Source organism: Salmonella sp. 32100201201700099SM, assembly GCF_017572645.1.
In the GTDB taxonomy this organism is placed as follows: Bacteria; Pseudomonadota; Gammaproteobacteria; order Enterobacterales; family Enterobacteriaceae; genus Salmonella; species Salmonella enterica.
The window spans coordinates 19072-43198 of sequence record NZ_JAGERQ010000006.1 but is presented as its reverse complement, the minus strand read 5'-3'; the positions used below and the strand labels follow the sequence as shown (position 1 = coordinate 43198).

The 24127-nt window shown below is 54.5% G+C and carries 24 protein-coding genes; 13 read left to right on the top strand and 11 right to left on the bottom strand.

Annotation, left to right across the window (positions count from 1 at the left end):
• Window positions 1-38: 38 nt before the first annotated feature.
• From murA to mlaF, 7 genes are all read right to left on the bottom strand, one after another.
• Window positions 39-1298, bottom strand: coding sequence for a UDP-N-acetylglucosamine 1-carboxyvinyltransferase (gene murA, locus J4685_RS11240; protein WP_000357288.1), 1260 nt, complete (start codon window positions 1296-1298; stop codon window positions 39-41).
• 53 nt (window positions 1299-1351) lie between these two features.
• On the bottom strand, window positions 1352-1606 hold the full coding sequence (gene ibaG, locus J4685_RS11235) for a BolA family iron metabolism protein IbaG (RefSeq protein WP_001518349.1): 255 nt from the start codon (window positions 1604-1606) through the stop codon (window positions 1352-1354).
• A gap of 187 nt (window positions 1607-1793) precedes the next feature.
• A complete protein-coding gene (mlaB, locus tag J4685_RS11230) occupies window positions 1794-2090 on the bottom strand; it encodes a lipid asymmetry maintenance protein MlaB (protein ID WP_000188842.1) in 297 nt (98 codons plus the stop codon).
• Complete coding sequence (gene mlaC / locus J4685_RS11225) at window positions 2090-2725, bottom strand: phospholipid-binding protein MlaC (protein WP_000476475.1); 636 nt, start codon at window positions 2723-2725, stop codon at window positions 2090-2092. The genes mlaB and mlaC overlap by 1 nt, the downstream gene beginning before the upstream one ends.
• An 18-nt stretch (window positions 2726-2743) precedes the next feature.
• Complete coding sequence (gene mlaD, locus J4685_RS11220) at window positions 2744-3295, bottom strand: outer membrane lipid asymmetry maintenance protein MlaD (protein WP_011233188.1); 552 nt, start codon at window positions 3293-3295, stop codon at window positions 2744-2746.
• 4 nt (window positions 3296-3299) lie between these two features.
• Entirely contained in the window at window positions 3300-4082 is a 783-nt protein-coding gene (mlaE, locus tag J4685_RS11215; protein WP_000925786.1) for a lipid asymmetry maintenance ABC transporter permease subunit MlaE, read from the bottom strand.
• 7 nt (window positions 4083-4089) lie between these two features.
• Entirely contained in the window at window positions 4090-4902 is an 813-nt protein-coding gene (gene mlaF, locus J4685_RS11210; RefSeq protein WP_000531560.1) for a phospholipid ABC transporter ATP-binding protein MlaF, read from the bottom strand.
• A 212-nt stretch (window positions 4903-5114) separates the two neighbouring features.
• Between mlaF and J4685_RS11205 the strand changes: the two genes are divergently transcribed.
• The 12 genes from J4685_RS11205 (at window position 5115) to yrbL (ending at window position 13952) form a co-directional block, all read left to right on the top strand.
• Window positions 5115-6092 carry a calcium/sodium antiporter gene (locus J4685_RS11205; RefSeq protein ID WP_000922736.1) on the top strand — a complete coding sequence of 326 codons (978 nt, stop codon included), beginning with the start codon at window positions 5115-5117 and terminating at the stop codon, window positions 6090-6092.
• 13 nt (window positions 6093-6105) lie between these two features.
• Window positions 6106-7092 carry an arabinose-5-phosphate isomerase KdsD gene (gene kdsD, locus J4685_RS11200; protein ID WP_000018617.1) on the top strand — a complete coding sequence of 329 codons (987 nt, stop codon included), beginning with the start codon at window positions 6106-6108 and terminating at the stop codon, window positions 7090-7092.
• A gap of 20 nt (window positions 7093-7112) precedes the next feature.
• The gene (kdsC, locus tag J4685_RS11195; RefSeq protein ID WP_000030029.1) at window positions 7113-7679 is read left to right on the top strand and encodes a 3-deoxy-manno-octulosonate-8-phosphatase KdsC; all 567 of its coding nucleotides are present in this window, start codon (window positions 7113-7115) and stop codon (window positions 7677-7679) included.
• Entirely contained in the window at window positions 7676-8251 is a 576-nt protein-coding gene (gene lptC, locus J4685_RS11190) for an LPS export ABC transporter periplasmic protein LptC (RefSeq protein WP_000047845.1), read from the top strand. Before kdsC ends, lptC begins: the two co-directional genes overlap by 4 nt.
• Window positions 8220-8774, top strand: a complete 555-nt coding sequence (lptA, locus tag J4685_RS11185) for a lipopolysaccharide ABC transporter substrate-binding protein LptA (RefSeq protein ID WP_000669770.1) — start codon at window positions 8220-8222, stop codon at window positions 8772-8774. The genes lptC and lptA overlap by 32 nt, the downstream gene beginning before the upstream one ends.
• Window positions 8775-8780: 6 nt before the next feature.
• Entirely contained in the window at window positions 8781-9506 is a 726-nt protein-coding gene (gene lptB / locus J4685_RS11180; protein ID WP_000224104.1) for an LPS export ABC transporter ATP-binding protein, read from the top strand.
• A gap of 47 nt (window positions 9507-9553) precedes the next feature.
• The gene (gene rpoN, locus J4685_RS11175; protein WP_000809020.1) at window positions 9554-10987 is read left to right on the top strand and encodes an RNA polymerase factor sigma-54; all 1434 of its coding nucleotides are present in this window, start codon (window positions 9554-9556) and stop codon (window positions 10985-10987) included.
• Between the two features lie 22 nt (window positions 10988-11009).
• Window positions 11010-11297 (top strand): ribosome hibernation promoting factor, encoded by a 288-nt coding sequence (hpf, locus tag J4685_RS11170; protein ID WP_001176589.1) that lies wholly within the window; start codon window positions 11010-11012, stop codon window positions 11295-11297.
• Between the two features lie 117 nt (window positions 11298-11414).
• A complete protein-coding gene (ptsN, locus tag J4685_RS11165) occupies window positions 11415-11906 on the top strand; it encodes a PTS IIA-like nitrogen regulatory protein PtsN (protein ID WP_000609332.1) in 492 nt (163 codons plus the stop codon).
• 45 nt (window positions 11907-11951) lie between these two features.
• The gene (gene rapZ / locus J4685_RS11160; RefSeq protein ID WP_000243749.1) at window positions 11952-12806 is read left to right on the top strand and encodes an RNase adapter RapZ; all 855 of its coding nucleotides are present in this window, start codon (window positions 11952-11954) and stop codon (window positions 12804-12806) included.
• Window positions 12803-13075, top strand: a complete 273-nt coding sequence (gene npr, locus J4685_RS11155; protein ID WP_000216797.1) for a PTS phosphocarrier protein NPr — start codon at window positions 12803-12805, stop codon at window positions 13073-13075. Before rapZ ends, npr begins: the two co-directional genes overlap by 4 nt.
• 244 nt (window positions 13076-13319) lie before the next feature.
• Entirely contained in the window at window positions 13320-13952 is a 633-nt protein-coding gene (gene yrbL / locus J4685_RS11150; protein WP_000602196.1) for a PhoP regulatory network protein YrbL, read from the top strand.
• 74 nt (window positions 13953-14026) lie between these two features.
• Here yrbL and mtgA read toward each other — a convergent pair whose 3' ends face one another.
• From mtgA to J4685_RS11130, 4 genes are all read right to left on the bottom strand, one after another.
• The gene (gene mtgA / locus J4685_RS11145) at window positions 14027-14755 is read right to left on the bottom strand and encodes a monofunctional biosynthetic peptidoglycan transglycosylase (protein WP_000044654.1); all 729 of its coding nucleotides are present in this window, start codon (window positions 14753-14755) and stop codon (window positions 14027-14029) included.
• Window positions 14752-15405, bottom strand: a complete 654-nt coding sequence (gene elbB / locus J4685_RS11140) for an isoprenoid biosynthesis glyoxalase ElbB (protein ID WP_000719819.1) — start codon at window positions 15403-15405, stop codon at window positions 14752-14754. The genes mtgA and elbB overlap by 4 nt, the downstream gene beginning before the upstream one ends.
• A 226-nt stretch (window positions 15406-15631) precedes the next feature.
• Window positions 15632-17968, bottom strand: a complete 2337-nt coding sequence (gene arcB / locus J4685_RS11135; protein WP_000809829.1) for an aerobic respiration two-component sensor histidine kinase ArcB — start codon at window positions 17966-17968, stop codon at window positions 15632-15634.
• Window positions 17969-18061: 93 nt separating this feature from the next.
• Complete coding sequence (locus J4685_RS11130) at window positions 18062-18991, bottom strand: TIGR01212 family radical SAM protein (protein WP_001176886.1); 930 nt, start codon at window positions 18989-18991, stop codon at window positions 18062-18064.
• Window positions 18992-19661: 670 nt separating this feature from the next.
• On the opposite strand from J4685_RS11130, the gene gltB reads away from it, so the two are divergent.
• Complete coding sequence (gene gltB, locus J4685_RS11125) at window positions 19662-24122, top strand: glutamate synthase large subunit (protein ID WP_000965007.1); 4461 nt, start codon at window positions 19662-19664, stop codon at window positions 24120-24122.
• Window positions 24123-24127: the final 5 nt, after the last annotated feature.

Genomic DNA, 24127 nt, shown 5'->3' with positions numbered 1-24127 from the left:
CGCATCGCGTTCGCGGGGGTTATTCAGCGTACAGAAGGTTATTCGCCTTTCACGCGTTCAATATTCGCGCCTAGCGCGCGCAGTTTGTCTTCGATGCGCTCATAACCGCGATCGATGTGATAAATGCGATCCACAATCGTCGTGCCTTCCGCAATACAGCCCGCCAGCACCAGGCTCGCAGATGCCCGCAGATCTGTCGCCATGACCTGGGCGCCAGAGAGCGTTTCTACGCCATGGCATATGACGGTATTGCTTTCAATTTCCGCACGCGCGCCCATGCGGCTGAGTTCAGGCACGTGCATAAAACGGTTTTCAAAGACAGTTTCAGTGATAAAGCCCGTCCCTTCCGCCACCAGGTTCAGCAACGTGAACTGCGCCTGCATATCGGTCGGGAATGCCGGGTGCGGCGCGGTACGGACATTGACCGCCTTCGGTCGTTTGCCGTGCATGTCCAGACTAATCCAGTCCTCGCCCACTTCGATATCCGCGCCAGCATCGCGCAGTTTCGCCAGTACCGCGTCCAGAGTGTCCGGTTGCGCGTTACGGCAGAGGATTTTGCCGCGAGAGATCGCTGCCGCCACCAGGAAAGTCCCCGTTTCGATACGATCCGGCAGCACACGATAAACGCCGCCGCCCAGACGCTCTACGCCCTCGATCGTAATACGATCGGTGCCCTGCCCGGCGATCTTCGCCCCCAGCGTAACCAGGAAGTTAGCGGTGTCGACAATTTCCGGCTCGCGCGCGGCGTTTTCAATGATGGTCGTCCCTTCCGCCAGCGTAGCGGCGCACATAATGGTGACGGTCGCGCCGACGCTGACCTTATCCATCACGATATGCGCCCCTTTAAGACGCCCTTCGACGGAGGCCTTTACGTAGCCCTCTTCCAGCTTGATGGTCGCACCCAGTTGTTCCAGACCGGTAATATGCAGATCAACCGGACGCGCGCCAATAGTACAGCCCCCCGGCAGAGAGACTTGTCCCTGACCAAAACGGGCAACCAGCGGCCCCAGCGCCCATATCGAGGCGCGCATGGTCTTAACCAGATCATAAGGCGCGCAGAACACGTTCACCTGGCTGGCGTCAATGTGTACCGATCCATTGCGTTCCACTTTCGCGCCTAATTGGCTCAGGAGCTTCATCGACGTATCCACGTCTTTCAGTTTTGGAACGTTTTGGATCTCTACCGGTTCTTCTGCCAGCAGAGCGGCGAACAGGATCGGCAGCGCGGCGTTTTTGGCGCCGGAAATTGTGACTTCGCCCTGGAGCGTCGTTGGCCCCTGTACACGAAATTTATCCATTATTGTATTCTCAGTTAAGCATTCATCTCCGCTACCGGCAGGTTACCCGTAGCTTAAAATCCGTTAAGTTTACGATCGCGCGCCCATTCCGCCGGGGTATATGCTTTGATCGATACGGCATGGATACGGTTGTCCGCAATGTACTCCATTAGCGGCCCATAGACCGTTTGCTGTTTCTTGACCCGGCTCATGCCGTCAAACATCTCGCCCACGGCAATAACCTGAAAGTGACTGCCATCGCCGGAGACGTGGACTTCCTGGAGGGAGAGAGCGTTCATCAGCACACTCTGAATTTCATGATTTTCCATGGGTTCTTTATTCGTCAAATAGTGAAAACAGCCCAACATCTTAGAGCAAAGTCGCGCCGTCTTAAATAAGCAAAAGATTACGCTGATAAATCAGCGCGGTAAAAGTGCCGGATGGTGCTGCTAACGCCACTTATCCGGCCTACGGGGATCATGCGAAGTGTAGGCCGGATAAACCATCCGGCATTCATTACATACGGGGAAGTACGTCTTCGGGCAAGTTATATAATTGCGCCAGCGCGTAAACCTTGTCGTTAACGCCAGACAGCGACACGGCATTGCCCTGCTTTTTTGCCTGGTTCACAAGGTGCGCCAGCAGCGCCAGTCCCCCCGTATCCACCCTGGAGATCTGGCTCAGGTCGATACGGGTAACGCCAGTCATCGCTTCTACGCGCGCGTCCCATAGCGGCGCCAACACGTCCTGATCCAGCTCTCCCGCCAGCATCAGAGTGTCCGCCTCACGCGTCCAGGTGAGTTGCGGCGTCATTACTGTTTCTCGTCCAAAGTAATTTTCTGTTGAGAGATAGATTTCAGTTGTGCGGTCAGGCCGTCGATGCCTTTAGTACGCAGCAGATCGCTCCACTCATTTTGCTTGGTGGTGATCATGCTGACGCCTTCCGCAATCATGTCATACGCCTGCCAGTTGCCGGTCTGGGTGTTTTTGCGCCACTGGAAATCCAGGCGTACCGGCGGACGACCGTTGGGATCGATAATCGTTACACGGATAGGCACAATGGTCGCATCGCCCAGCGGTTGCTCAGGCGCTATCTGGTAAGTCTGGCCGTGGTACATCGCCAGCGCCTGACCGTATGCCTGTTTCAGGTATTCGCGAAACGCGGCAAAATAGGCTTCACGCTGCGCCGGAGTCGCCTCTTTGTAATAGCGGCCCAACACCAGCGCGCCGGCATATTTTACCTGCACGTACGGCAGAAGTTCCTGATCAACAACGTCGCGCAGGTAATCCGGATTGGCACGAATTTTCGGCTGTTCGTTTTTCAGGCGATCAAAAGTTTTCTGCGCCGCCTCGTTCATCAGTTTATAAGGATTGCTCTGATCCGCTGCCGTTGCTGCGCTTAATGGCGCAATGACCAGCAGGGCCACCATCATCAGTCGTTTAAACATGCCTCAATTCTCCTGAGATTATTTCGTTTCGCCCGCGGGCGTTGTGGCTTCAGTATGACCTTCCGTTGTGGCTGGCGCATCGCCAGAATTCTTATTGTCGTCGCCTTTGCTGTTATAGAGGAACTGACCAATCATATCTTCCAGCACCATTGCAGACTTGGTGTCCTGAATCGTACTCCCATCTTTGAGGATAGACGTTCCCAGCTCAGGATCTTCAAAACCGACGTTTAATGCCAGATATTGCTCCCCCAGCAGCCCGGAAGTACGAATACTCAACGAACTGGTATCGGGAATATGGTTATAACGCTCTTCGATGTCGAGCGTTACGCGCGGCAGGTATGTTTTCGGATCAAGCGAGATATCTTCAACCCGCCCGACAACCACCCCGCCGATGCGTACCGGGGAACGCACTTTCAGACCGCCGATGTTATCGAAGGTCGCATAAACCTTATAGGTCGGCTCCGTGCGCATAGAGGTCACATTTGCCGCCTTCAGGCAAACAAACAGCGCCGCCAGCAACGCTACCAGCAAAAAAACGCCTACCCAAATTTCATTTTTTTTCGTTTGCATGAACTCAATTCCCAAACATCAGTGCGGTCAGCACAAAATCCAGCCCCAGAACGGCCAACGATGCGTGAACCACGGTACGCGTCGTTGCCCGGCTAATCCCGGCAGAAGTCGGTATTGCGTCATAACCGTTGAATAACGCAATCCATGTTACCGTAATGGCGAACACCACGCTCTTTATCAGACAGTTCACCAGGTCCATACGCCAGTCGACGGCATTCTGCATCGCGGACCAGAAGAACCCGGCGTCGATTCCCTTCCAGCTTACGCCGACCAGCGAGCCGCCCCAGATACCGACCGCCACAAAGATAATGGTCAGTAGCGGCAATGAAATCACGCCCGCCCAAAAGCGCGGCGAAATCACCCGGCGCAATGGATCGACCGCCATCATCTCCATACTGGAGAGCTGCTCCGTCGCCCGCATCAGGCCGATTTCCGCCGTCAACGCCGACCCGGCCCGCCCGGCAAACAGCAACGCCGCGACCACCGGCCCCAGCTCGCGCAGCAGCGAAAGCGCCACTAACATGCCAAGACTGGTCTCCGCGCTGTAAGTGGTCAGAACCAGATAGCCTTGCAGCCCCAGCACCATACCGATGAATACGCCGGAGACAATAATGATAAGCATCGACAAGACGCCCACATTATAAAGCTGGCGCACCAGCAGCGGCGCATGTTTGCGAAACTCCGGCTTACCGATAATCGCATTGAATAACATTAACCCGGCGCGCCCGAACGTCCTGACGGTTTTGATCCCGCTGTGTCCGAGTGCTGCCAGCGCATTTAACAGCATGAGTGGCTTAACTCCCTGTTTCGAGTAAATCAAGGTGATAGTCGCCCGCCGGATAGCGGAACGGAACCGGCCCGTCGGCAATACCGTCAAGGAACTGACGCACGCGCGGGTCCGTATTCTCCTGCAACGCCTGAGCGCTACCGTGAGCGACGATTTTTTTGTCCGCCATGATCCAGGCGTGATCCGCAATACTGAGCACCTCTGGCACATCATGCGAGACCACCACGCAGGTCACGCCCAGCGCGCTGTTCAATTCTGAAATCAGCTTCACCAGAACGCCCATGGTAATCGGGTCCTGGCCGACAAACGGCTCATCGAACATGATGAGATCCGGTTCCAGAGCGATGGCGCGCGCCAACGCGGCGCGGCGCGCCATCCCACCGGAGAGCTCGGAAGGCATCAGTTTTGCCGCGCCGCGCAGCCCGACAGCTTCCAGTTTCATCATCACGACGCTTTTTAGCAGCGGCGCGGGTAAATTGGTGTGCTCCCGTAGCGGATAGGCCACATTGTCAAACACGTTCATGTCGGTAAACAGCGCTCCCGACTGAAACAGCATACTCATACGTTTGCGGACGGTGTAGAGCCGCGAACGGGACATGGCCGGCACATTCTCGCCATCAAATAAGATCTCGCCCTTATCCGGCGGGATCTGTCCGCCAATCAGGCGCAACAGCGTGGTTTTACCGATGCCCGACGGCCCCATGATCGCCGTGATCTTCCCGCGCGGCACCGTCAGGGAAATATTATCGAAAATGCAGCGTTCGCCACGGCAAAAGCTGACGTCGCGCATATCGACTAAATTGGCCGCAGACTGACCCATTGATTCATCCTTCGTATTGCCTTGTTGAGGTAACCATGGCGCTGAATTTAACCATGGGTTCGACATAATTACAGAATATTAACTGACAGGGTTAGCGAAAGCTGGCATTCGTTTTACTTTTTAGCCGCATAAAGTCAAAATTAGGACTTCGTTACGGCTTCCAGATATCCCTTCCAGGGGACCGGCGAGTATACCTGAAGAAAGGACTTTAGATGCTTTTAGCGATGGCGCTACTCATAATTGGTTTGCTTCTGGTGGCCTACGGCGCCGATCGTCTGGTGTTTGCGGCCTCTATTTTATGCCGTACATTCGGTATTCCCCCGCTGATCATCGGGATGACGGTCGTGAGTATCGGCACCTCGCTGCCGGAAATTATTGTGTCGGCCGCCGCATCGCTACACGGTCAGCTCGATTTGGCCGTCGGCGCGGCGCTCGGTTCTAACATCACCAATATTTTGCTGATCTTAGGGCTGGCGGCGCTGGTTCGTCCATTTACCGTGCATTCCGATGTTCTACGTCGCGAATTGCCATTAATGTTATTTGTTAGCGTGGTAGCCGGTTCCGTACTGCATGACGGACAGTTAAGTCGCAGTGATGGTATCTTTCTCCTGCTTCTGGCTGTGCTATGGCTGTTATTCATTGTTAAAATCGCGCGTCTGGCCGAACGCCAGGGGAATGACAGCCTCACCCGCGAACAACTGGCGGAGCTGCCGCGCGAAGGCGGGCTCCCCGTCGCGTTCTTATGGCTGGGCATTGCGCTGGTCATCATGCCGATGGCGACGCGCATGGTAATCGATAACGCTACGGTGCTGGCGAACTATTTCGCCATGAGTGAATTAACGCTCGGTCTGACAGTCATCGCCGTCGGCACCAGTCTGCCAGAGCTGGCGACGGCGATTGCCGGCGTGCGAAAAGGCGAAAATGATATTGCCGTTGGTAATCTCATTGGCGCCAATATTTTTAATCTCGCCATCGTGCTGGGACTGCCTGCGCTGATCGCGCCGGGGGAGATCAATCCGCTGGCGTTTGGGCGAGATTATAGCGTGATGTTGCTGGTTAGCGTGGTTTTCGCTTTACTTTGCTGGCGGCATCCGCGCCAGATTGGTCGGGGCGCAGGTATACTGCTGACCGGCGGGTTTATCGTATGGCTGGCGATGCTCTATTGGCTATCGCCACTTCTTGTTGGATAACTGGAAACGGATTATGTCGCATTTAGCGTTGCAACCGGGGTTTGACTTTCAGCAGGCAGGCAAAGAGGTCCTGGAAATTGAACGTGAAGGCCTGGCGGAGCTTGATCAATATATCAACCAGCATTTCACGCTGGCCTGTGAAAAAATGTTCAACTGCACCGGAAAAGTGGTGGTCATGGGGATGGGGAAATCCGGCCATATCGGACGGAAAATGGCCGCCACGTTCGCCAGTACCGGCACCTCTTCCTTTTTTGTACATCCAGGCGAAGCCGCGCACGGCGATTTGGGGATGGTTACGCCGCAGGATGTGGTTATCGCTATCTCCAACTCCGGCGAATCCAGCGAGATCGCGGCGCTAATACCGGTGCTTAAACGGCTGCACGTACCGTTAATTTGCATTACCGGGCGACCGGAAAGCAGCATGGCGCGTGCGGCAGATGTGCATCTGTGTGTTAAAGTGCCCAAAGAAGCGTGTCCGTTAGGCCTGGCGCCTACCAGTAGTACCACCGCAACGCTGGTGATGGGCGACGCGCTCGCCGTGGCGTTGTTAAAAGCGCGCGGCTTTACCGCCGAGGATTTCGCTCTGTCGCATCCTGGCGGCGCGCTGGGACGTAAGCTACTGCTGCGCGTAAGCGATATTATGCATACTGGCGATGAGATCCCGCATGTTAATAAACATGCCACCCTGCGTGATGCGCTGTTAGAAATTACGCGTAAAAATCTCGGTATGACCGTCATTTGCGATGAATCCATGAAGATCGACGGTATCTTCACCGACGGCGATTTACGTCGCGTGTTCGATATGGGCGGCGATATGCGCCAGTTGGGGATCGCCGAGGTGATGACGCCAGGGGGCATTCGCGTGCGTCCCGGTATTCTCGCTGTCGATGCGCTGAATTTAATGCAGTCCCGCCATATCACCTCCGTACTGGTTGCTGATGGCGACCAGTTACTCGGTGTGTTACATATGCATGATCTCCTGCGTGCAGGCGTCGTGTAGAAACTCAAGGATAATTAACGATGAGTAAAGCAGGTGCGTCGCTTGCGACCTGTTATGGCCCCGTCAGCACCCATGTCATGACCAAAGCGGAGAATATCCGCCTGCTCATCCTGGACGTGGATGGCGTATTGTCTGACGGCCTGATTTATATGGGCAATAACGGCGAAGAGCTGAAGGCTTTCAACGTTCGTGACGGCTATGGTATTCGCTGTGCTTTGACCTCCAATATCGAGGTTGCCATTATTACCGGACGAAAGGCTAAACTTGTAGAAGATCGCTGCGCCACGCTGGGGATTGTCCATCTTTATCAGGGACAGTCGAATAAGCTGATCGCCTTTAGCGATCTGCTGGAAAAACTGGCCATTGCGCCGGAAAACGTTGCCTATGTCGGTGATGATCTGATTGACTGGCCGGTGATGGAAAAAGTGGGGTTAAGCGTTGCCGTTGCGGATGCGCATCCGCTGCTGATCCCCCGCGCTGACTATGTGACGCACATTGCCGGCGGGCGCGGCGCGGTACGTGAAGTATGTGATTTGCTGCTGCTGGCGCAGGGCAAGCTGGATGAGGCCAAAGGGCAATCGATATGAGTAAAACCAGACGTTGGGTTATCATTCTACTGTCGCTGGCCATTCTGGTACTGATTGGTATCAATCTGGCGGATAAAGACGATCCTGCTGCCGTGATGGTCAACAGCAACGATCCCACGTATAAAAGCGAGCATACGGATACCGTCGTGTACAGTCCGGAAGGCGCGTTGAGCTATCGTCTGATCGCGCAGCACGTTGAATATTTTTCCGATCAGGCGGTCTCATGGTTTACGCAACCGGTATTAACCACCTTTGATAAGGATAAGGTGCCGACATGGTCGATCAAGGCCGATAAAGCCAAATTGACTAACGATCGGATGCTCTATCTGTATGGCCATGTTGAAGTCAACGCCCTGGTGCCTGACGCTCAATTACGCAGAATTACCACCGATAACGCGCAGATTAATCTGGTGACGCAGGATGTTACCTCGAACGATCTGGTGACGTTATACGGCACAACATTTAACTCCAGCGGACTGAAAATGCGCGGTAACTTACGCAGCAAGAACGCCGAGCTGATTGAAAAGGTTAGAACCTCTTATGAAATTCAAAACAAACAAACTCAGCCTTAATCTTATGCTTGCCGGCTCGCTGCTGGCCGCCAGCATTCCGGCCTTCGCCGTCACGGGCGATACCGAACAGCCTATTCATATTGACTCGGATCAACAGTCGCTGGATATGCAAGGCAACGTCGTGACCTTTACGGGCAACGTGGTGATGACCCAGGGCACGATTAAGATCAACGCCGATAAAGTCGTGGTTACCCGCCCTGGCGGCGAACAGGGGAAAGAGGTGATCGACGGTTACGGCAATCCGGCCACCTTCTACCAGATGCAGGACAACGGTAAGCCGGTGAAAGGCCACGCTTCCCATATGCATTACGAGCTGGCGAAAGATTTTGTGGTGCTGACCGGCAACGCTTATCTGGAGCAGCTTGACAGCAACATTACCGGCGACAAAATCACCTACCTGGTGAAAGAGCAGAAAATGCAGGCCTTCAGCGAGAAAGGCAAACGCGTCACCACCGTTCTGGTGCCATCGCAGTTGCAAGACAAAAACAAAGGCCAGACTCCGGCGCAAAAGAAGAGTAACTAATTCGTTATGGCAACATTAACTGCAAAGAATCTGGCGAAGGCCTATAAAGGCCGTCGCGTAGTGGAAGATGTCAGTCTGACCGTTAACTCCGGGGAGATTGTCGGGCTGCTCGGTCCAAACGGCGCGGGTAAAACCACCACCTTTTATATGGTCGTCGGTATCGTGCCGCGTGACGCGGGCAATATCATCATTGATGATGAAGATATCAGTCTGCTGCCGCTGCACGCGCGCGCGCGCCGCGGTATCGGCTATTTACCGCAGGAAGCCTCTATTTTCCGTCGTCTCAGCGTATTTGATAACCTGATGGCGGTACTGCAAATTCGTGACGATTTGACCGCAGAACAGCGAGAAGACCGCGCCAACGAGCTGATGGAAGAGTTTCATATCGAGCATCTGCGCGACAGCATGGGACAGGCGCTGTCCGGTGGTGAACGCCGTCGTGTAGAAATAGCCCGCGCGTTGGCCGCTAATCCCAAATTTATCCTGCTGGATGAACCCTTTGCCGGCGTTGACCCGATTTCCGTTATCGACATCAAACGCATTATCGAGCATCTGCGCGATAGCGGGCTCGGCGTGCTGATCACCGACCATAACGTCCGTGAGACGCTGGCAGTCTGTGAACGCGCCTATATCGTGAGCCAGGGCCACCTTATTGCCCACGGTACGCCGACAGAAATCCTGCAAGACGAACACGTTAAGCGTGTATATCTTGGGGAAGACTTCAGACTCTGATAGGGTAGAGGGCTATGCTGCTCTAGCGGGAGAAAACGACTCTGAATATGAAGCAAGGTTTGCAACTCAGGCTTAGCCAACAACTGGCGATGACGCCTCAGCTACAACAGGCCATCCGTCTGTTGCAGTTGTCTACGCTGGAACTTCAGCAGGAACTCCAGCAAGCGCTGGAAAATAACCCGCTGCTTGAGCAAACCGATCTTCATGACGAAATCGACACTCAGCAACCTCAGGATAACGATCCTCTCGATACCGCCGACGCGCTCGAACAAAAAGAGATGCCGGAAGAGCTGCCGCTTGACGCCAGTTGGGATGAAATTTACACCGCCGGGACGCCGTCCGGCCCCAGCGGCGATTATATCGACGATGAGCTGCCCGTCTATCAGGGCGAAACGACGCAGTCGTTGCAGGATTATCTGATGTGGCAGGTTGAGCTAACGCCCTTCTCGGATACCGATCGCGCTATTGCGACATCCATTGTCGATGCGGTAGATGATACCGGTTATCTCACCGTATCCCTGGACGAAATTCGCGAAAGCATGGGCGATGTAGAGGTGGATCTCGATGAGGTCGAAGCCGTCCTGAAGCGTATTCAGCGTTTTGATCCGGTAGGCGTCGCGGCAAAAGATCTTCGCGACTGTCTGCTGATCCAGCTTTCACAATTCGACAAATCCACGCCGTGGCTGGAAGAGGCGCGGCTTATTATCTGCGATCACCTTGATCTGCTGGCCAACCACGATTTCCGCACGTTGATGCGCGTTACCCGACTGAAAGAAGAGGTGCTGAAAGAGGCGGTAAACCTGATTCAGTCGCTCGATCCCAGACCCGGTCAATCGATCCAGACCGGCGAGCCGGAGTACGTTATCCCGGATGTGCTGGTACGCAAGCATAATGGTCGCTGGACGGTGGAGCTTAATAGCGACAGTATTCCCCGTTTACAGATTAACCAGCACTATGCCGCCATGTGCAATAGCGCGCGCAACGATGCCGACAGCCAGTTCATCCGCAGTAATTTACAGGATGCGAAGTGGCTGATAAAAAGCCTTGAAAGCCGCAACGACACGCTGCTGCGCGTCAGTCGCTGCATCGTCGAGCAACAGCAAGCCTTTTTTGAACAGGGCGAAGAATATATGAAACCGATGGTACTGGCGGATATCGCCCAGGCCGTCGAGATGCACGAATCCACTATATCCCGCGTGACCACGCAGAAGTATTTGCACAGCCCGCGCGGTATTTTTGAACTCAAATATTTCTTTTCCAGCCACGTCAATACCGAAGGCGGAGGCGAAGCCTCTTCCACCGCGATTCGCGCGCTGGTGAAGAAGTTAATTGCGGCGGAAAACCCCGCGAAACCGCTGAGCGACAGCAAGTTAACCTCTCTGCTGTCAGAACAGGGTATCATGGTGGCGCGCCGCACTGTTGCGAAGTACCGAGAGTCTTTATCCATTCCGCCGTCAAACCAACGCAAACAGCTGGTTTGACCCAACCGATAAGGAAGACACTATGCAGCTCAATATCACCGGACATAATGTCGAAATTACTGAAGCCCTGCGTGAATTTGTGACGACAAAATTCGCCAAACTTGAACAGTATTTTGAGCGGATTAATCAGGTATACGTGGTGTTGAAAGTGGAGAAGGTCACGCATATCTCGGATGCGACGCTACACGTTAACGGCGGCGAAATTCACGCCAGCGCGGAAGGCCAGGATATGTATGCCGCCATTGACGGCTTGATTGATAAACTGGCAAGGCAGTTAACCAGGCATAAAGATAAACTGAAACAACACTAATTGTCTGGGCAGTTAGCCAGTGCAGGACGGCCTGTTGTGTGACACAACGGGCCATTTGTACAGTTAGCGCTCCGAACTTGGCCATCAACCTGACAGGACAGGTTCTTAGGTGAAATTATGATAAATAACGATACGACTCTACAACTGAGCAGTGTACTTAACCAGGAGTGTACGCGTAGCGGCGTTCATTGTCAGAGTAAGAAACGCGCGCTGGAAATCATCAGCGAACTGGCGGCAAAACAGCTCAGTTTACCTCCTCAGGTCGTGTTTGAAGCCATTCTGACACGCGAAAAAATGGGCAGTACCGGTATTGGTAATGGTATCGCCATCCCGCACGGGAAACTGGAAGAAGATACCTTACGCGCCGTCGGCGTGTTCGTTCAGCTCGAAACGCCGATCGCGTTCGACGCCATCGATAACCAGCCGGTCGATCTCCTCTTCGCTCTGCTGGTGCCCGCCGATCAAACTAAAACGCATCTGCACACGCTGTCGCTGGTGGCGAAACGTCTGGCGGATAAAACGATCTGCCGCCGCCTGCGCGCGGCGCTGAATGATGAAGAGCTGTATCAAATCATTACTGACACCGAAGGTGAGCAGAATGAGGCATAACAACTCAATGGCATTTATTTCTGTCGTTGTGAGGAGAAACGGTACATGGTACTGATGATCGTCAGCGGGCGTTCCGGATCAGGTAAATCTGTCGCTCTGCGCGCGCTGGAAGATATGGGATTTTACTGCGTGGATAACCTCCCCGTCGTGCTGTTGCCCGATCTGGCGCGAACGCTGGCCGATCGCCAGATTTCCGCCGCCGTCAGCATTGATGTGCGCAATATGCCTGAATCACCTGAGATTTTTGAACAGGCGATGAATAATCTGCCTGGCGCTTTCTCGCCGCAATTGCTGTTTCTTGATGCCGACCGCAATACCTTGATTCGCCGCTACAGCGACACGCGCCGTTTGCATCCGCTTTCCAGCAAAAATCTTTCTTTGGAGAGTGCGATCGATAAAGAGAGTGACTTGCTGGAGCCGTTACGCTCACGTGCGGATCTGATCGTCGACACTTCAGAAATGTCCGTCCATGAGCTGGCGGAGATGCTGCGTACCCGGCTATTGGGCAAACGCGAGCGCGAACTGACGATGGTATTTGAGTCCTTCGGCTTTAAACATGGTATCCCGATTGATGCGGACTATGTGTTTGATGTCCGCTTTCTGCCCAACCCACACTGGGACCCAAAACTGCGCCCCATGACCGGGCTTGATAAGCCGGTAGCCGCGTTTCTTGACCGACACACAGAAGTTCACAATTTTATCTATCAGACTCGCAGCTATCTTGAGCTATGGTTACCGATGCTGGAGACCAACAACCGCAGCTACCTTACCGTCGCTATCGGTTGTACCGGCGGGAAACACCGTTCGGTGTATATTGCAGAACAGCTGGCAGACTACTTCCGCTCGCGCGGTAAAAATGTCCAGTCTCGCCATCGCACGCTGGAAAAACGCAAAACATGACCGTAAAGCAAACTGTTGAAGTCACCAATAAGCTGGGCATGCATGCCCGGCCTGCCATGAAGCTTTTCGAACTGATGCAGGGTTTTGACGCCGAGGTGCTATTACGCAATGACGAAGGCACCGAAGCGGAAGCAAACAGCGTCATCGCTCTGTTAATGCTCGACTCCGCCAAAGGGCGTCAGATCGAAATTGAAGCCACCGGCCCGCAAGAAGTTGAAGCGCTGGCGGCGGTTATCGCGCTGTTCAATTCCGGCTTTGACGAAGACTAAACCTCCCCCTCTATACCCTATTTACCCCAACGCCGTCCCGGTATTTGATGGCAGTCCCCCCAAAACCGGGCGTGTTACGCCTGCCTCTTGTCCCGCAGCCCCACCCTTTCGTAAGGTTTGTACATTTCGTGCGCTTTAACTATGCATAAAAACATTAAGAAAACCTTAAAAAATTTCGTTTAGGTTTTATTTAAGTTCTTTGTCCATACTAAATTTATGTGAATAAATTTTTCCAGGACTTGCCATGATCCTTTTATCCAAACAGACTCCGCTGGGCGCTGGTCGACATCGTAAATGCTATACGCATCCGGATAATGCCCGGCGTTGCATAAAAGTTATTTACAACCGTGACCACGGCGGTGATAAAGAGATTCGGCGTGAACTGAGCTACTATGCACATCTGTCCCGCTACCTGACGGACTGGAGCGCTATCCCCCGTTATTACGGCACGGTAGAAACCGATTGCGGCACCGGCTATGTCTACGACATGATTACCGATTTCAACGGCGCGCCCTCTATTACCCTGACCGAGTTCGCCGCGCAATGTCGTTATGAAGAGGATGTCGCTGTCCTGCGGCGGCTACTGAAAAAACTGAAACGTTACCTGCTGGATAACCATATTGTGACGATGTCGCTGAAGCCGCAAAATATCCTGTGCCAGCGTATCAGCGAGTCAGAAGTGGTTCCGGTGGTTTGCGACAATCTGGGGGAAAGTACCTTTATCCCGCTGGCGACCTGGTCAACATGGTGCTGTGAACGCAAACTGGAGAGAGTGTGGCAGCGGTTTATCGCCCAGCCTGCGCTGGCCGTTGCCCTGGAGAGGGACGCGCAGCCAAAAGACAAGAAACGGCTGGCGCTTACTTCTCACGAAGCTTAATGGCCTGTGCTTATCAGGCCTGGACGACACAGATCGCAGGCCGGATAAGGCGTTCGCGCCGCCAATCGGCAAAATTAATTAAGCTGGTTGCGCGTCATAAAAGATTCCCCGCCCAGTTGGCGCATCTGGCGCATAATCCACGCCTGCCGGCTACGCACATAGCCAGAAGGCGCATTCGCCTTATAGCGTAACGGATTTGGCAATACCGCCGCCAGCAACGCGGCTTCAGACACACTCAAGCGACTGGCAGGTTTATGAAAATACCGTTGTGCCGCAGCCTCCACGCCAAAAATACCATCGCCAAACTCCGCGATATTCAGATAAACCGTGAGGATGCGCTTTTTGCTCCAGACAGTTTCAATGCCCAGCGTTAGCCCGGCCTCCAGACCTTTGCGCACCCAACTGCGTCCATCCCATAAAAAGAGATTTTTCGCCGTTTGCTGCGAAAGCGTAGAGGCGCCGCGAATACGGCTCTCATTCCGCTCATTATGCGCCAGCGCTTTTTCAATCGCCGGAACATCAAAGCCCCAGTGCTCAGGGAACTTCTGGTCTTCCGCCGTAATTACCGCCAGCCCCATCCACGGCGAGATATCCGCCATACTGACCCAGTCAGAATGCGCCACATAACCGAACTCTCCGCCGAGCCAGGCGCTAATCTGCCGTTCCGCCATCACCGCCGAAAAAGGCACCGGAACCACGCTAAACAGCGCAATGCCGCCGCCCCAAAAGACGGCGAGCGCAGCAAGGATACGTAAAAGTAGACGGCGCAAAAACGTTAACGGCGCGATGCGTCGTTTGCTCATTCCGCCAGAACCAGCACGCGCGACACTAATTTATCAATGCCGCTTGCCGCCTGGGCGATATCCTGCGCCAGCATATAGGCAGGGGTGGTCACGACCTTGTTATCCTCGTCCACAACGATATCATCAACCGGGCAAGGTACGTGTTCGGCCCCCATCTCTTCAAGTACTTCAGCGGTATCAATATCCGTCCCTATTGTCAGACGTAGCGGGAAGTCAAAGATTTTCGGCAACATTGCGGGCGCGATACAGATGAATCCCAGCGGCTTGCCGGACTGGTGCATGGCCTTCGCCAGCGCGACGACATCGCTATCCACCCGGCATTCGCTCCCCTTGCTGGCGAAATTACTCAGGTTCTTCGCCGCGCCGAAACCACCAGGCACAATGAGCGCATCCAGTTCCTCTGGCTGAGCCTGGGACAGAGGACGAATATCGCCCCGCGTAATACGCGCCGCCTCAATCAGGACGTTACGCGTTTCCGCCATAGCTTCGCCGGTCAGGTGATTAATAACATCCGCTTGTGGTTTATCCGGCGCGAAGCAGATAGCCTGCGCGCCGCTGCGGGCAATGGCCAACAGCGTCAGAACGGCCTCATGAATTTCGGTGCCGTCATAGACGCCGCATCCGCTGAGCACTACGCCAATTTTTTTCATGGTGAACATCCTCCTGCAACCGACTCAAGCCCATTAATAATTTTGATTAAAATGCTACGCTTCACACATTTAAATGATTCATGTAACAAATCATTTAGGATTTGCTATCTTAACTGCGTGCGGCCTGAAAACAGGACTGCGCCTTTGACATCATCATAATAAGCACGGCGCAGCCACGATTTCCCTGGTGTTGGCGCAGTATTCGCGCACCCCGGTCAAACCGGGGTCATTTTTTTTCCGCGTTTTCCACCCAGGCTTTCAGCACCGCGACATCGTGCTGCCACTCCTGCTTCATCTCTTCAATCCATTCCGCGACATTATCTTCCCAGGCGGGAAGATCCGGCGACTGGATTTGCTGGCCAAGTTGTTGCAGATGACGCAGCCCTACCGAACCGGCGGCGCCTTTAATCTTATGCCCTTCCTCAACGACGCCTTTTTTGTCACGCGCCGTCAGATTGGACTCCAGCACGCTTAAATAGCCAGGCATCATTTTTTCAAACACCGCGAGGCCGTCGGTGATCAATTTAGGCCCAACCAACTCGATGTATTGTTCCAGCATCGGGATATCCAGCAGCGCTTGCGCTTTATCGTTCTCTTCAGGCGTCACGGTACTCTCCTCTTTATCGGTGGCATCCCAGAATTTTTTAATCATCGCGGTTAAGGCTGGCACCGACAGCGGCTTACTCAGCACATCGTCCATACCAGCGTCCAGATACTCTTTTTTATCTTTCAGAACGTTAGCCGTAAGCGCTACCAGCGGCGGTAAATCTTCCCGCGTGTGGCGACGGGTCAGTTCTCTGGCAATATCCAGACCCGTCATATCCGGTAGCTGAATATCCAGTAAGACCAGGTCATATTCGCCTGGCGCGAACATCTCCAGCGCCGCCTTGCCGGTCATCGCGACATCCACGCTGTTCCCCAGTTTTTCCAGTACTGAACGCGCCACAATCACGTTCAGTTCAATATCTTCGACCAGCAGAACATGCAGCGCGGGCAGCGGCACGTCGTCTTCATCAAAGGCGTCCTCCACCTCTTCCGCCACCGCTGGCGCATGAACCGTTAGCGTAAAGGTCGATCCTTTGCCCGGCAGACTGGAAACGGTAATATCGCCGCCCATATTTTTCGCCAGCCGACGGGAGACCGCCAGCCCGATACCGGTCCCCGTCGCCGGCTTACCGCCATGACTGTCTTTTACCTGATAATACATGGCGAAAATTTTATCCTGCTCATCCTGCGGAATGCCGATCCCGGAATCTTCCACTTCAAAGTGCAGCATGTCGCCTTCATCATAGCGCGCCCGCACCGTCACCTGGCCCTGCTGAGTAAACTTCACCGCATTGCTGATCAAATTCCATAAAATCTGGCGCAGACGCGTTCCGTCGGTAATGACTTTGTGCGGCAGCGGCAGCGTCGGCTCAAGCACAAAACGTAGCCCTTTTTGCTGCGCCTGCAAACCGGAAAGGTTTTCCAGATCGGCCATAAAGCTGGTGAAATCAACCGGTTGGTTATCAAGCTGAACCTTACGCCGCTCCATCTTATCCATATCAATGATATCATTGAAAATATTGCCTAACGTCACGGCGGAGACATGGATTGTCTTAAGGTATTTTTCCTGTTCGGCGGTAAGATCGGTATCCAGCAGGATGCGGCTTAAACCGACGATACCGTTAAGCGGGGTGCGCAGCTCATGACTGATGGTAGAGATAAATGTGGTCTTGTCGCGACTGGCGCGCTCCAGCGCGTCCTGATAACGCTTACGTTCGGTAATATCACGACCAAATCCCATCAGGCCATGACGTTTACCGACACGGTCGTAATAAGGCACTTTACGAATTTCAAAGCAGGCCTTTCGTCCGTCCGGATAATCCAGCCACTGTTCGTAGGTCAGGGAGACGTTATGGCGGAATACTTTTTCATCGGTTTCAATGACTTTCTCCGCCGCTTCGGGAGAGTACACATCTTCCGGCTTCAAATGCACCAGCTGTTTTTCGCTCTTGCCGGTTAGCAATTCCATTGCGCGGTTACAGCCGGAAAACTCTTTATCCTCATTACGATAAAAAACCAAATCCGGCGAGGCGTCCAGAAAGGAGCGCAGAAAAGAGGATTGCTGTTCTAGCTGGATTTGCGCCTCTTCACGCTCTTTAATTTCTACTTTTAGCTGTTCAAATGTCTCTTGCAGCTCCGCTTCCGCTTTTTCGCGATCGGCAATTTCCTGATTAAGCTGGGCAATATTGTCCTTCAACTGTACGTTAAGCTTGAGATCGCGCTCGCGCATCTCCTCCAGCTTTTGCACCAGACGCGACAGTCGCTGCCTTGACTCTTCCAGTTGTTCAACAACAACGGATAAGAAATAGACCGCCCAGGGCGTAATTAACAGGCCAAAAAAGATAGAACGAATAACGTCGATACTTTCAACCTGACCATGCAGCACCATGGTCACCGCCATCTGCACGACAATCGCCAGCACCACCAATGCCAACGCCAGGAGCATGGAAAAGCGCACCAGACCCAATGTCATCATCAGGTCGACATAGTATTGCGCCAGCATACGAATTTGCTTCATAGAGGATTCCTTCACCACAACTTCGCACATAATACCCAATTATGGGAACCGCGTTGAATATTGTGCGAAATATGCGTAGCGCCCCTCATCACGCTACGCTACATGTGGTATCCAGGGACGGGCCAGCGCAGAGCCCTGCACGCCATGCTCATTCAGGTATTTGTCCAGCTCAACCATCCCCGTCCAGCGATTCTCGCACCACAGCGGGGCAAGCAGCGTCGGACGGCGAGCGCTGGCTGAAATTCGGTGATAAATTACCTCCGGCGGCGTATGACGAATCATCTCACCTGCCGTTAGCGTGTAGTCGTCCAGTTCGATGCCGTTCAGCCGCCCCGCTTCCCAGGCTTTGGCCATCGTACTGCCTTTCACAATATGCAGCGGATGCAGTTTAATACCGTCAACGCCCGTCTCCACCACACGCTCCATGGTTTGCAGGCATTCTGCCTGCCCTTCTCCCGGCAGCCCCACAATCAGATGCGCGCACACTTTCAGCCCGCGCTCCCGGGCAATCCGGGTGGTACGCTGATAGCAGGCGAAGTCATGCCCGCGGTTAATTCGGCGCAGGGTTTTATCGTGCGCGGTTTGCAATCCCAGTTCCAGCCACACCTCGTAGCCTTGATCTTTATATTCACACAGTAAATCTACTACTGCCTGCGGGACGCAATCCGGACGCGTACCGACGCATAACCCGACGATACTGGCCTGGCTGACCGCCTGTTGATACATGGAACGCAGCACCTGCACTTCTGCAAAGGTGCTGGTGTAGGCCTGGAAATAGGCCAGATAGCGTTTAGCGCGGTTCACCAGATGCGCCTGATGCGCAAGCTGCTCGGCAATCGAATGATGCTGCTGCGCCTCATCGGCAAAAGAGGCGACATTACAGAAGGTGCAACCGCCACGCCCGATGGTGCCGTCGCGATTAGGGCAGCTAAAACCGCCATGAAGCGTCAGCTTATGAACCTTTTGCCCATACCGACGTAAAAGATCCCCACCAAACATATTGACTAATTTCTGTAACTGCATAATCTGATAGACCGCCTCTTAAAAAGAGGCCAAAGCCTGCCATTTTTAGTCTCCTTTGGCGATGACCTGGATCAATCGTCCCGGAAGGCTTTTATCCATTGCATAATCAAGCAAAATAAACGATATTTCATTCATAATCCCGCTGATGATTTTTCCTGATATTCCCCTCTTTTTTCAGCGTCTGCTGGGTCATCGATAAAAACAGTAGCATTCAATGCTGTTCACGCTTAAAACAGCATAAAATGCCAAGATTTTTGAAAAAGCAAGGTCAGATAGCTCCTGGCGAGCGGCTCTTATAGTGAGACAGATCACAGGCTTTCTGCCGCTCCGTATTAGCAGCCACTCTATAAAAACCTTTTAATTTCAATATATTAAAAAAGTTATCTGTGCTACAGCACACTTTTGCATAAATCAGTTTGCCATTTGACCTGGGTGTGGATTCCCGATAAGTTGGGGATCCGCTGGAAGCTTTCTGGATGAGCCGTCTGCTCATCATATTTATGCAGTAATTGAGATTCCCTCTTAACCGTATTTACCAATGCGCAAAGGACACAAAGAGGGCGAATGCGAGGTAAGCGTATGATGCGCCAGCCCCGTCGCCATGCTCTTGCTGTGCCCGCGCGCCGTCGGTTGGGAGAGCGTCCCGTAGAGCCTGGGGAGGTTCACTGATATGTTGTACGATAAATCCCTTGAGAAGGATAACTGTGGTTTCGGCCTGATCGCCCACATAGAAGGCGAACCTAGCCACAAGGTAGTGCGTACCGCCATACACGCGCTGGCCCGGATGCAGCACCGTGGCGCGATCCTTGCCGACGGTAAAACCGGCGACGGTTGCGGCTTGCTGTTACAAAAACCTGACCGTTTCTTTCGCATCGTGGCCGAAGAGCGCGGCTGGCGCTTAGCCAAAAACTACGCCGTCGGGATGATCTTTTTGAATAAAGATCCTGAACTGGCCGCCGCGTCACGCCATATTGTCGAAGAAGAATTACAGCAGGAAACCCTGTCGATTGTCGGCTGGCGCGATGTGCCAACCAATGAAGGCGTGCTCGGTGAAATCGCCCTCTCCTCCCTGCCGCGTATTGAGCAGATTTTTGTCAACGCTCCGGCGGGCTGGCGTCCGCGCGATATGGAGCGCCGTCTGTTTATCGCCCGCCGACGCATTGAAAAACGTCTGCAGGACGACAAAGATTTCTACATATGCAGCCTGTCGAACCTGGTCAACATTTATAAAGGTCTGTGTATGCCGGCGGATCTGCCGCGCTTCTACCTGGATCTTGCGGATCTGCGTCTGGAATCGGCCATCTGCCTGTTCCACCAGCGCTTTTCCACTAACACCGTGCCGCGTTGGCCGCTGGCGCAGCCGTTCCGCTACCTGGCGCATAACGGCGAGATTAACACCATCACCGGCAACCGCCAGTGGGCGCGCGCCCGTACCTATAAATTCCAGACGCCGCTGATCCCGGATTTACAATCCGCTGCGCCGTTTGTTAACGAAACCGGTTCGGATTCCAGCTCGCTGGACAACATGCTGGAACTGCTGCTGGCAGGCGGGATGGACATTATCCGCGCCATGCGCCTGTTGGTGCCGCCCGCCTGGCAGAACAACCCCGATATGGACCAGGATCTGCGCGCCTTCTTTGACTTTAACTCCATGCATATGGAGCCGTGGGACGGTCCGGCAGGCATCGTGATGTCCGACGGGCGCTTCGCCGCCTGTAACCTTGACCGTAACGGCCTGCGCCCGGCACGCTATGTCATTACCAAAGATAAGCTGATCACCTGCGCCTCCGAAGTCGGTATCTGGGACTATCAGCCGGATGAAGTGGTCGAGAAAGGCCGCGTCGGCCCAGGCGAGCTGATGGTGATCGACACCCGCGGCGGACGTATTCTGCATTCCGCGGAAACCGATGACGATCTGAAAAGCCGCCATCCGTATAAAGCGTGGATGGAAAAGAATGTTCGCCGTCTGGTGCCGTTTGAAGAATTGCCAGATGAAGAAGTCGGTAGCCGCGAACTGGACGATGACCTGCTCGCCAGCTATCAGAAACAGTTTAACTACAGCGCCGAAGAGCTGGACTCCGTTATCCGCGTGTTGGGCGAAAACGGCCAGGAAGCCGTCGGTTCAATGGGCGACGATACCCCCTTTGCCGTGCTCTCCAGCCAGCCGCGTATTATTTACGACTACTTCCGCCAGCAGTTCGCGCAGGTTACTAACCCGCCTATCGACCCGCTGCGGGAAGCGCACGTCATGTCGCTCGCCACCAGCATCGGTCGCGAAATGAACGTCTTCTGCGAAGCGGAAGGTCAGGCCCATCGCCTGAGTTTTAAATCGCCAATTCTGCTGTACTCCGATTTCAAACAGCTCACCACCATGAGCGAGCATCACTACCGCGCCGACTGGCTTGACATTACCTTTGATGTCACCGAAACCACACTGGACGCGACGGTTAAGGCGCTGTGCGATAAAGCGGAACAGATGGTGCGCAACGGCACCGTGCTGCTGGTCCTCTCGGATCGCAATATCGGTAAGAATCGCCTGCCGGTCCCCGCGCCGATGGCGGTGGGCGCGGTGCAGACTCGTCTGGTCGATCAAAGCCTGCGCTGCGACGCCAACATCATCGTAGAAACCGGAAGCGCCCGCGATCCGCATCACTTTGCGGTACTGCTCGGCTTTGGCGCAACGGCCATCTATCCGTACCTGGCCTACGAAACGCTGGGGCGTCTGATTGATACCCAGGCCATCGCTAAAAACTACCGTACCGTGATGCAGAACTACCGTAACGGCATCAACAAGGGGCTGTACAAGATTATGTCCAAAATGGGCATTTCGACCATTGCCTCTTACCGCTGCTCCAAACTGTTTGAAGCGGTCGGGCTGCACGATGATGTGATAAACCTGTGCTTCCAGGGCGTGGTCAGCCGTATCGGCGGCGCGAGCTTTGATGACTTCCAGCAGGATCTGCTGAATCTCTCCAAACGCGCCTGGCTGGCGCGCAAACCCATTAGCCCGGGCGGCCTGCTGAAGTACGTCCACGGCGGCGAATATCACGCCTATAACCCGGATGTCGTGCGTACCCTGCAACAGGCGGTACAGAGCGGCGAGTACAGCGATTATCAGGAATACGCCAAACTGGTCAATGAGCGTCCGGCGGCAACGCTGCGCGATCTGCTGGCGATACATCCAGACGGCGAGGCGGTGACTATCGACGAGGTTGAGCCCGCCAGTGAGCTGTTTAAACGCTTTGATACCGCAGCCATGTCTATCGGCGCATTAAGTCCGGAAGCGCACGAAGCGCTGGCGGAAGCGATGAACAGCCTCGGCGGCAACTCCAACTCCGGCGAAGGCGGCGAAGACCCGGCGCGCTACGGCACCAATAAAGTGTCGCGTATCAAGCAGGTGGCTTCCGGCCGTTTTGGCGTGACGCCAGCGTACCTGGTCAATGCCGATGTGATTCAGATTAAAGTCGCGCAGGGCGCGAAACCGGGCGAAGGCGGTCAGTTGCCGGGGGATAAAGTCACTCCGTATATCGCTAAACTGCGCTATTCAGTGCCGGGCGTGACGCTGATCTCCCCGCCGCCGCACCACGATATTTACTCTATCGAGGACTTAGCGCAGCTCATTTTCGACCTCAAACAGGTCAACCCGAAGGCGATGATCTCCGTGAAGCTGGTGTCCGAACCGGGCGTCGGCACCATCGCGACCGGCGTGGCGAAAGCCTATGCAGACCTCATCACCATCGCTGGCTACGACGGCGGTACCGGCGCAAGCCCGCTCTCTTCGGTGAAATACGCTGGCTGCCCGTGGGAACTAGGACTTGTTGAAACCCAGCAGGCGCTGGTCGCCAACGGTCTGCGTCACAAGATTCGTCTGCAGGTGGACGGCGGTCTGAAAACCGGCGTCGATATCATCAAAGCGGCGATTCTCGGTGCAGAAAGTTTCGGCTTCGGCACCGGCCCGATGGTGGCGCTGGGCTGTAAATACCTGCGCATTTGCCATCTGAACAACTGCGCAACCGGCGTGGCGACGCAGGATGAAAAACTGCGTAAGAACCACTATCACGGCCTGCCGTTCAAAGTGACCAACTACTTTGAATTTATCGCCCGCGAAGTGCGCGAGCTGATGGCTTCGCTTGGCGTGACCCGCCTGGTGGATTTGATTGGCCGCACCGACCTGCTGAAAGAGCTGGAGGGCTTCACCGCTAAACAGCAGAAGCTGGCGCTGTCTCGTCTACTGGAAACCGCTGAACCTCATCCGGGTAAAGCGCTGTACTGCACCGAGAATAACCCGCCGTTTGATAACGGTGTGCTGAATGCGCAACTGTTGCAGCAGGCGAAGCCGTTTGTCGATGCGCGCCAGAGCAAAACCTTCTGGTTCGACATCCGCAACACCGATCGTTCCGTGGGTGCGTCGCTTTCCGGTTACATCGCACAGACCCACGGCGATCAGGGGCTGGCTTCCGATCCGATTAAAGCGCACTTCAGCGGTACCGCAGGCCAGAGCTTTGGCGTGTGGAACGCGGGCGGCGTGGAGTTATATCTGACTGGCGATGCCAACGACTATGTCGGTAAAGGTATGGCAGGCGGTTTGATCGCCATCAGACCACCGGTAGGTTCCGCCTTCCTCAGCCATAAAGCCAGCATCATCGGCAACACCTGCCTGTATGGAGCGACCGGTGGCCGTCTGTACGCGGCGGGGCGCGCGGGCGAACGTTTCGGCGTGCGTAACTCCGGGGCGATTACCGTAGTAGAGGGCATCGGCGACAACGGCTGTGAATACATGACCGGCGGCATCGTCTGCGTGCTGGGTAAAACCGGCGTTAACTTCGGCGCGGGGATGACCGGCGGCTTCGCCTATGTGCTGGACGAAGATGGCGAATTCCGTAAACGCGTGAACCCGGAACTGGTAGAAGTACTGGACGTTGATTCGCTGGCTATCCACGAAGAGCATCTGCGCGGCCTGATCACCGAGCACATGCAACATACTGGTTCGCAACGCGGCGAAGAGATCCTGTCCAAGTGGTCAAGCTTCTCAACCCAATTCGCGTTAGTTAAGCCCAAGTCCAGCGATGTCAAAGCCCTGTTGGGCCACCGTAGTCGTAGTGCGGCAGAATTGCGCGTGCAGGCGCAGTAAGGAAT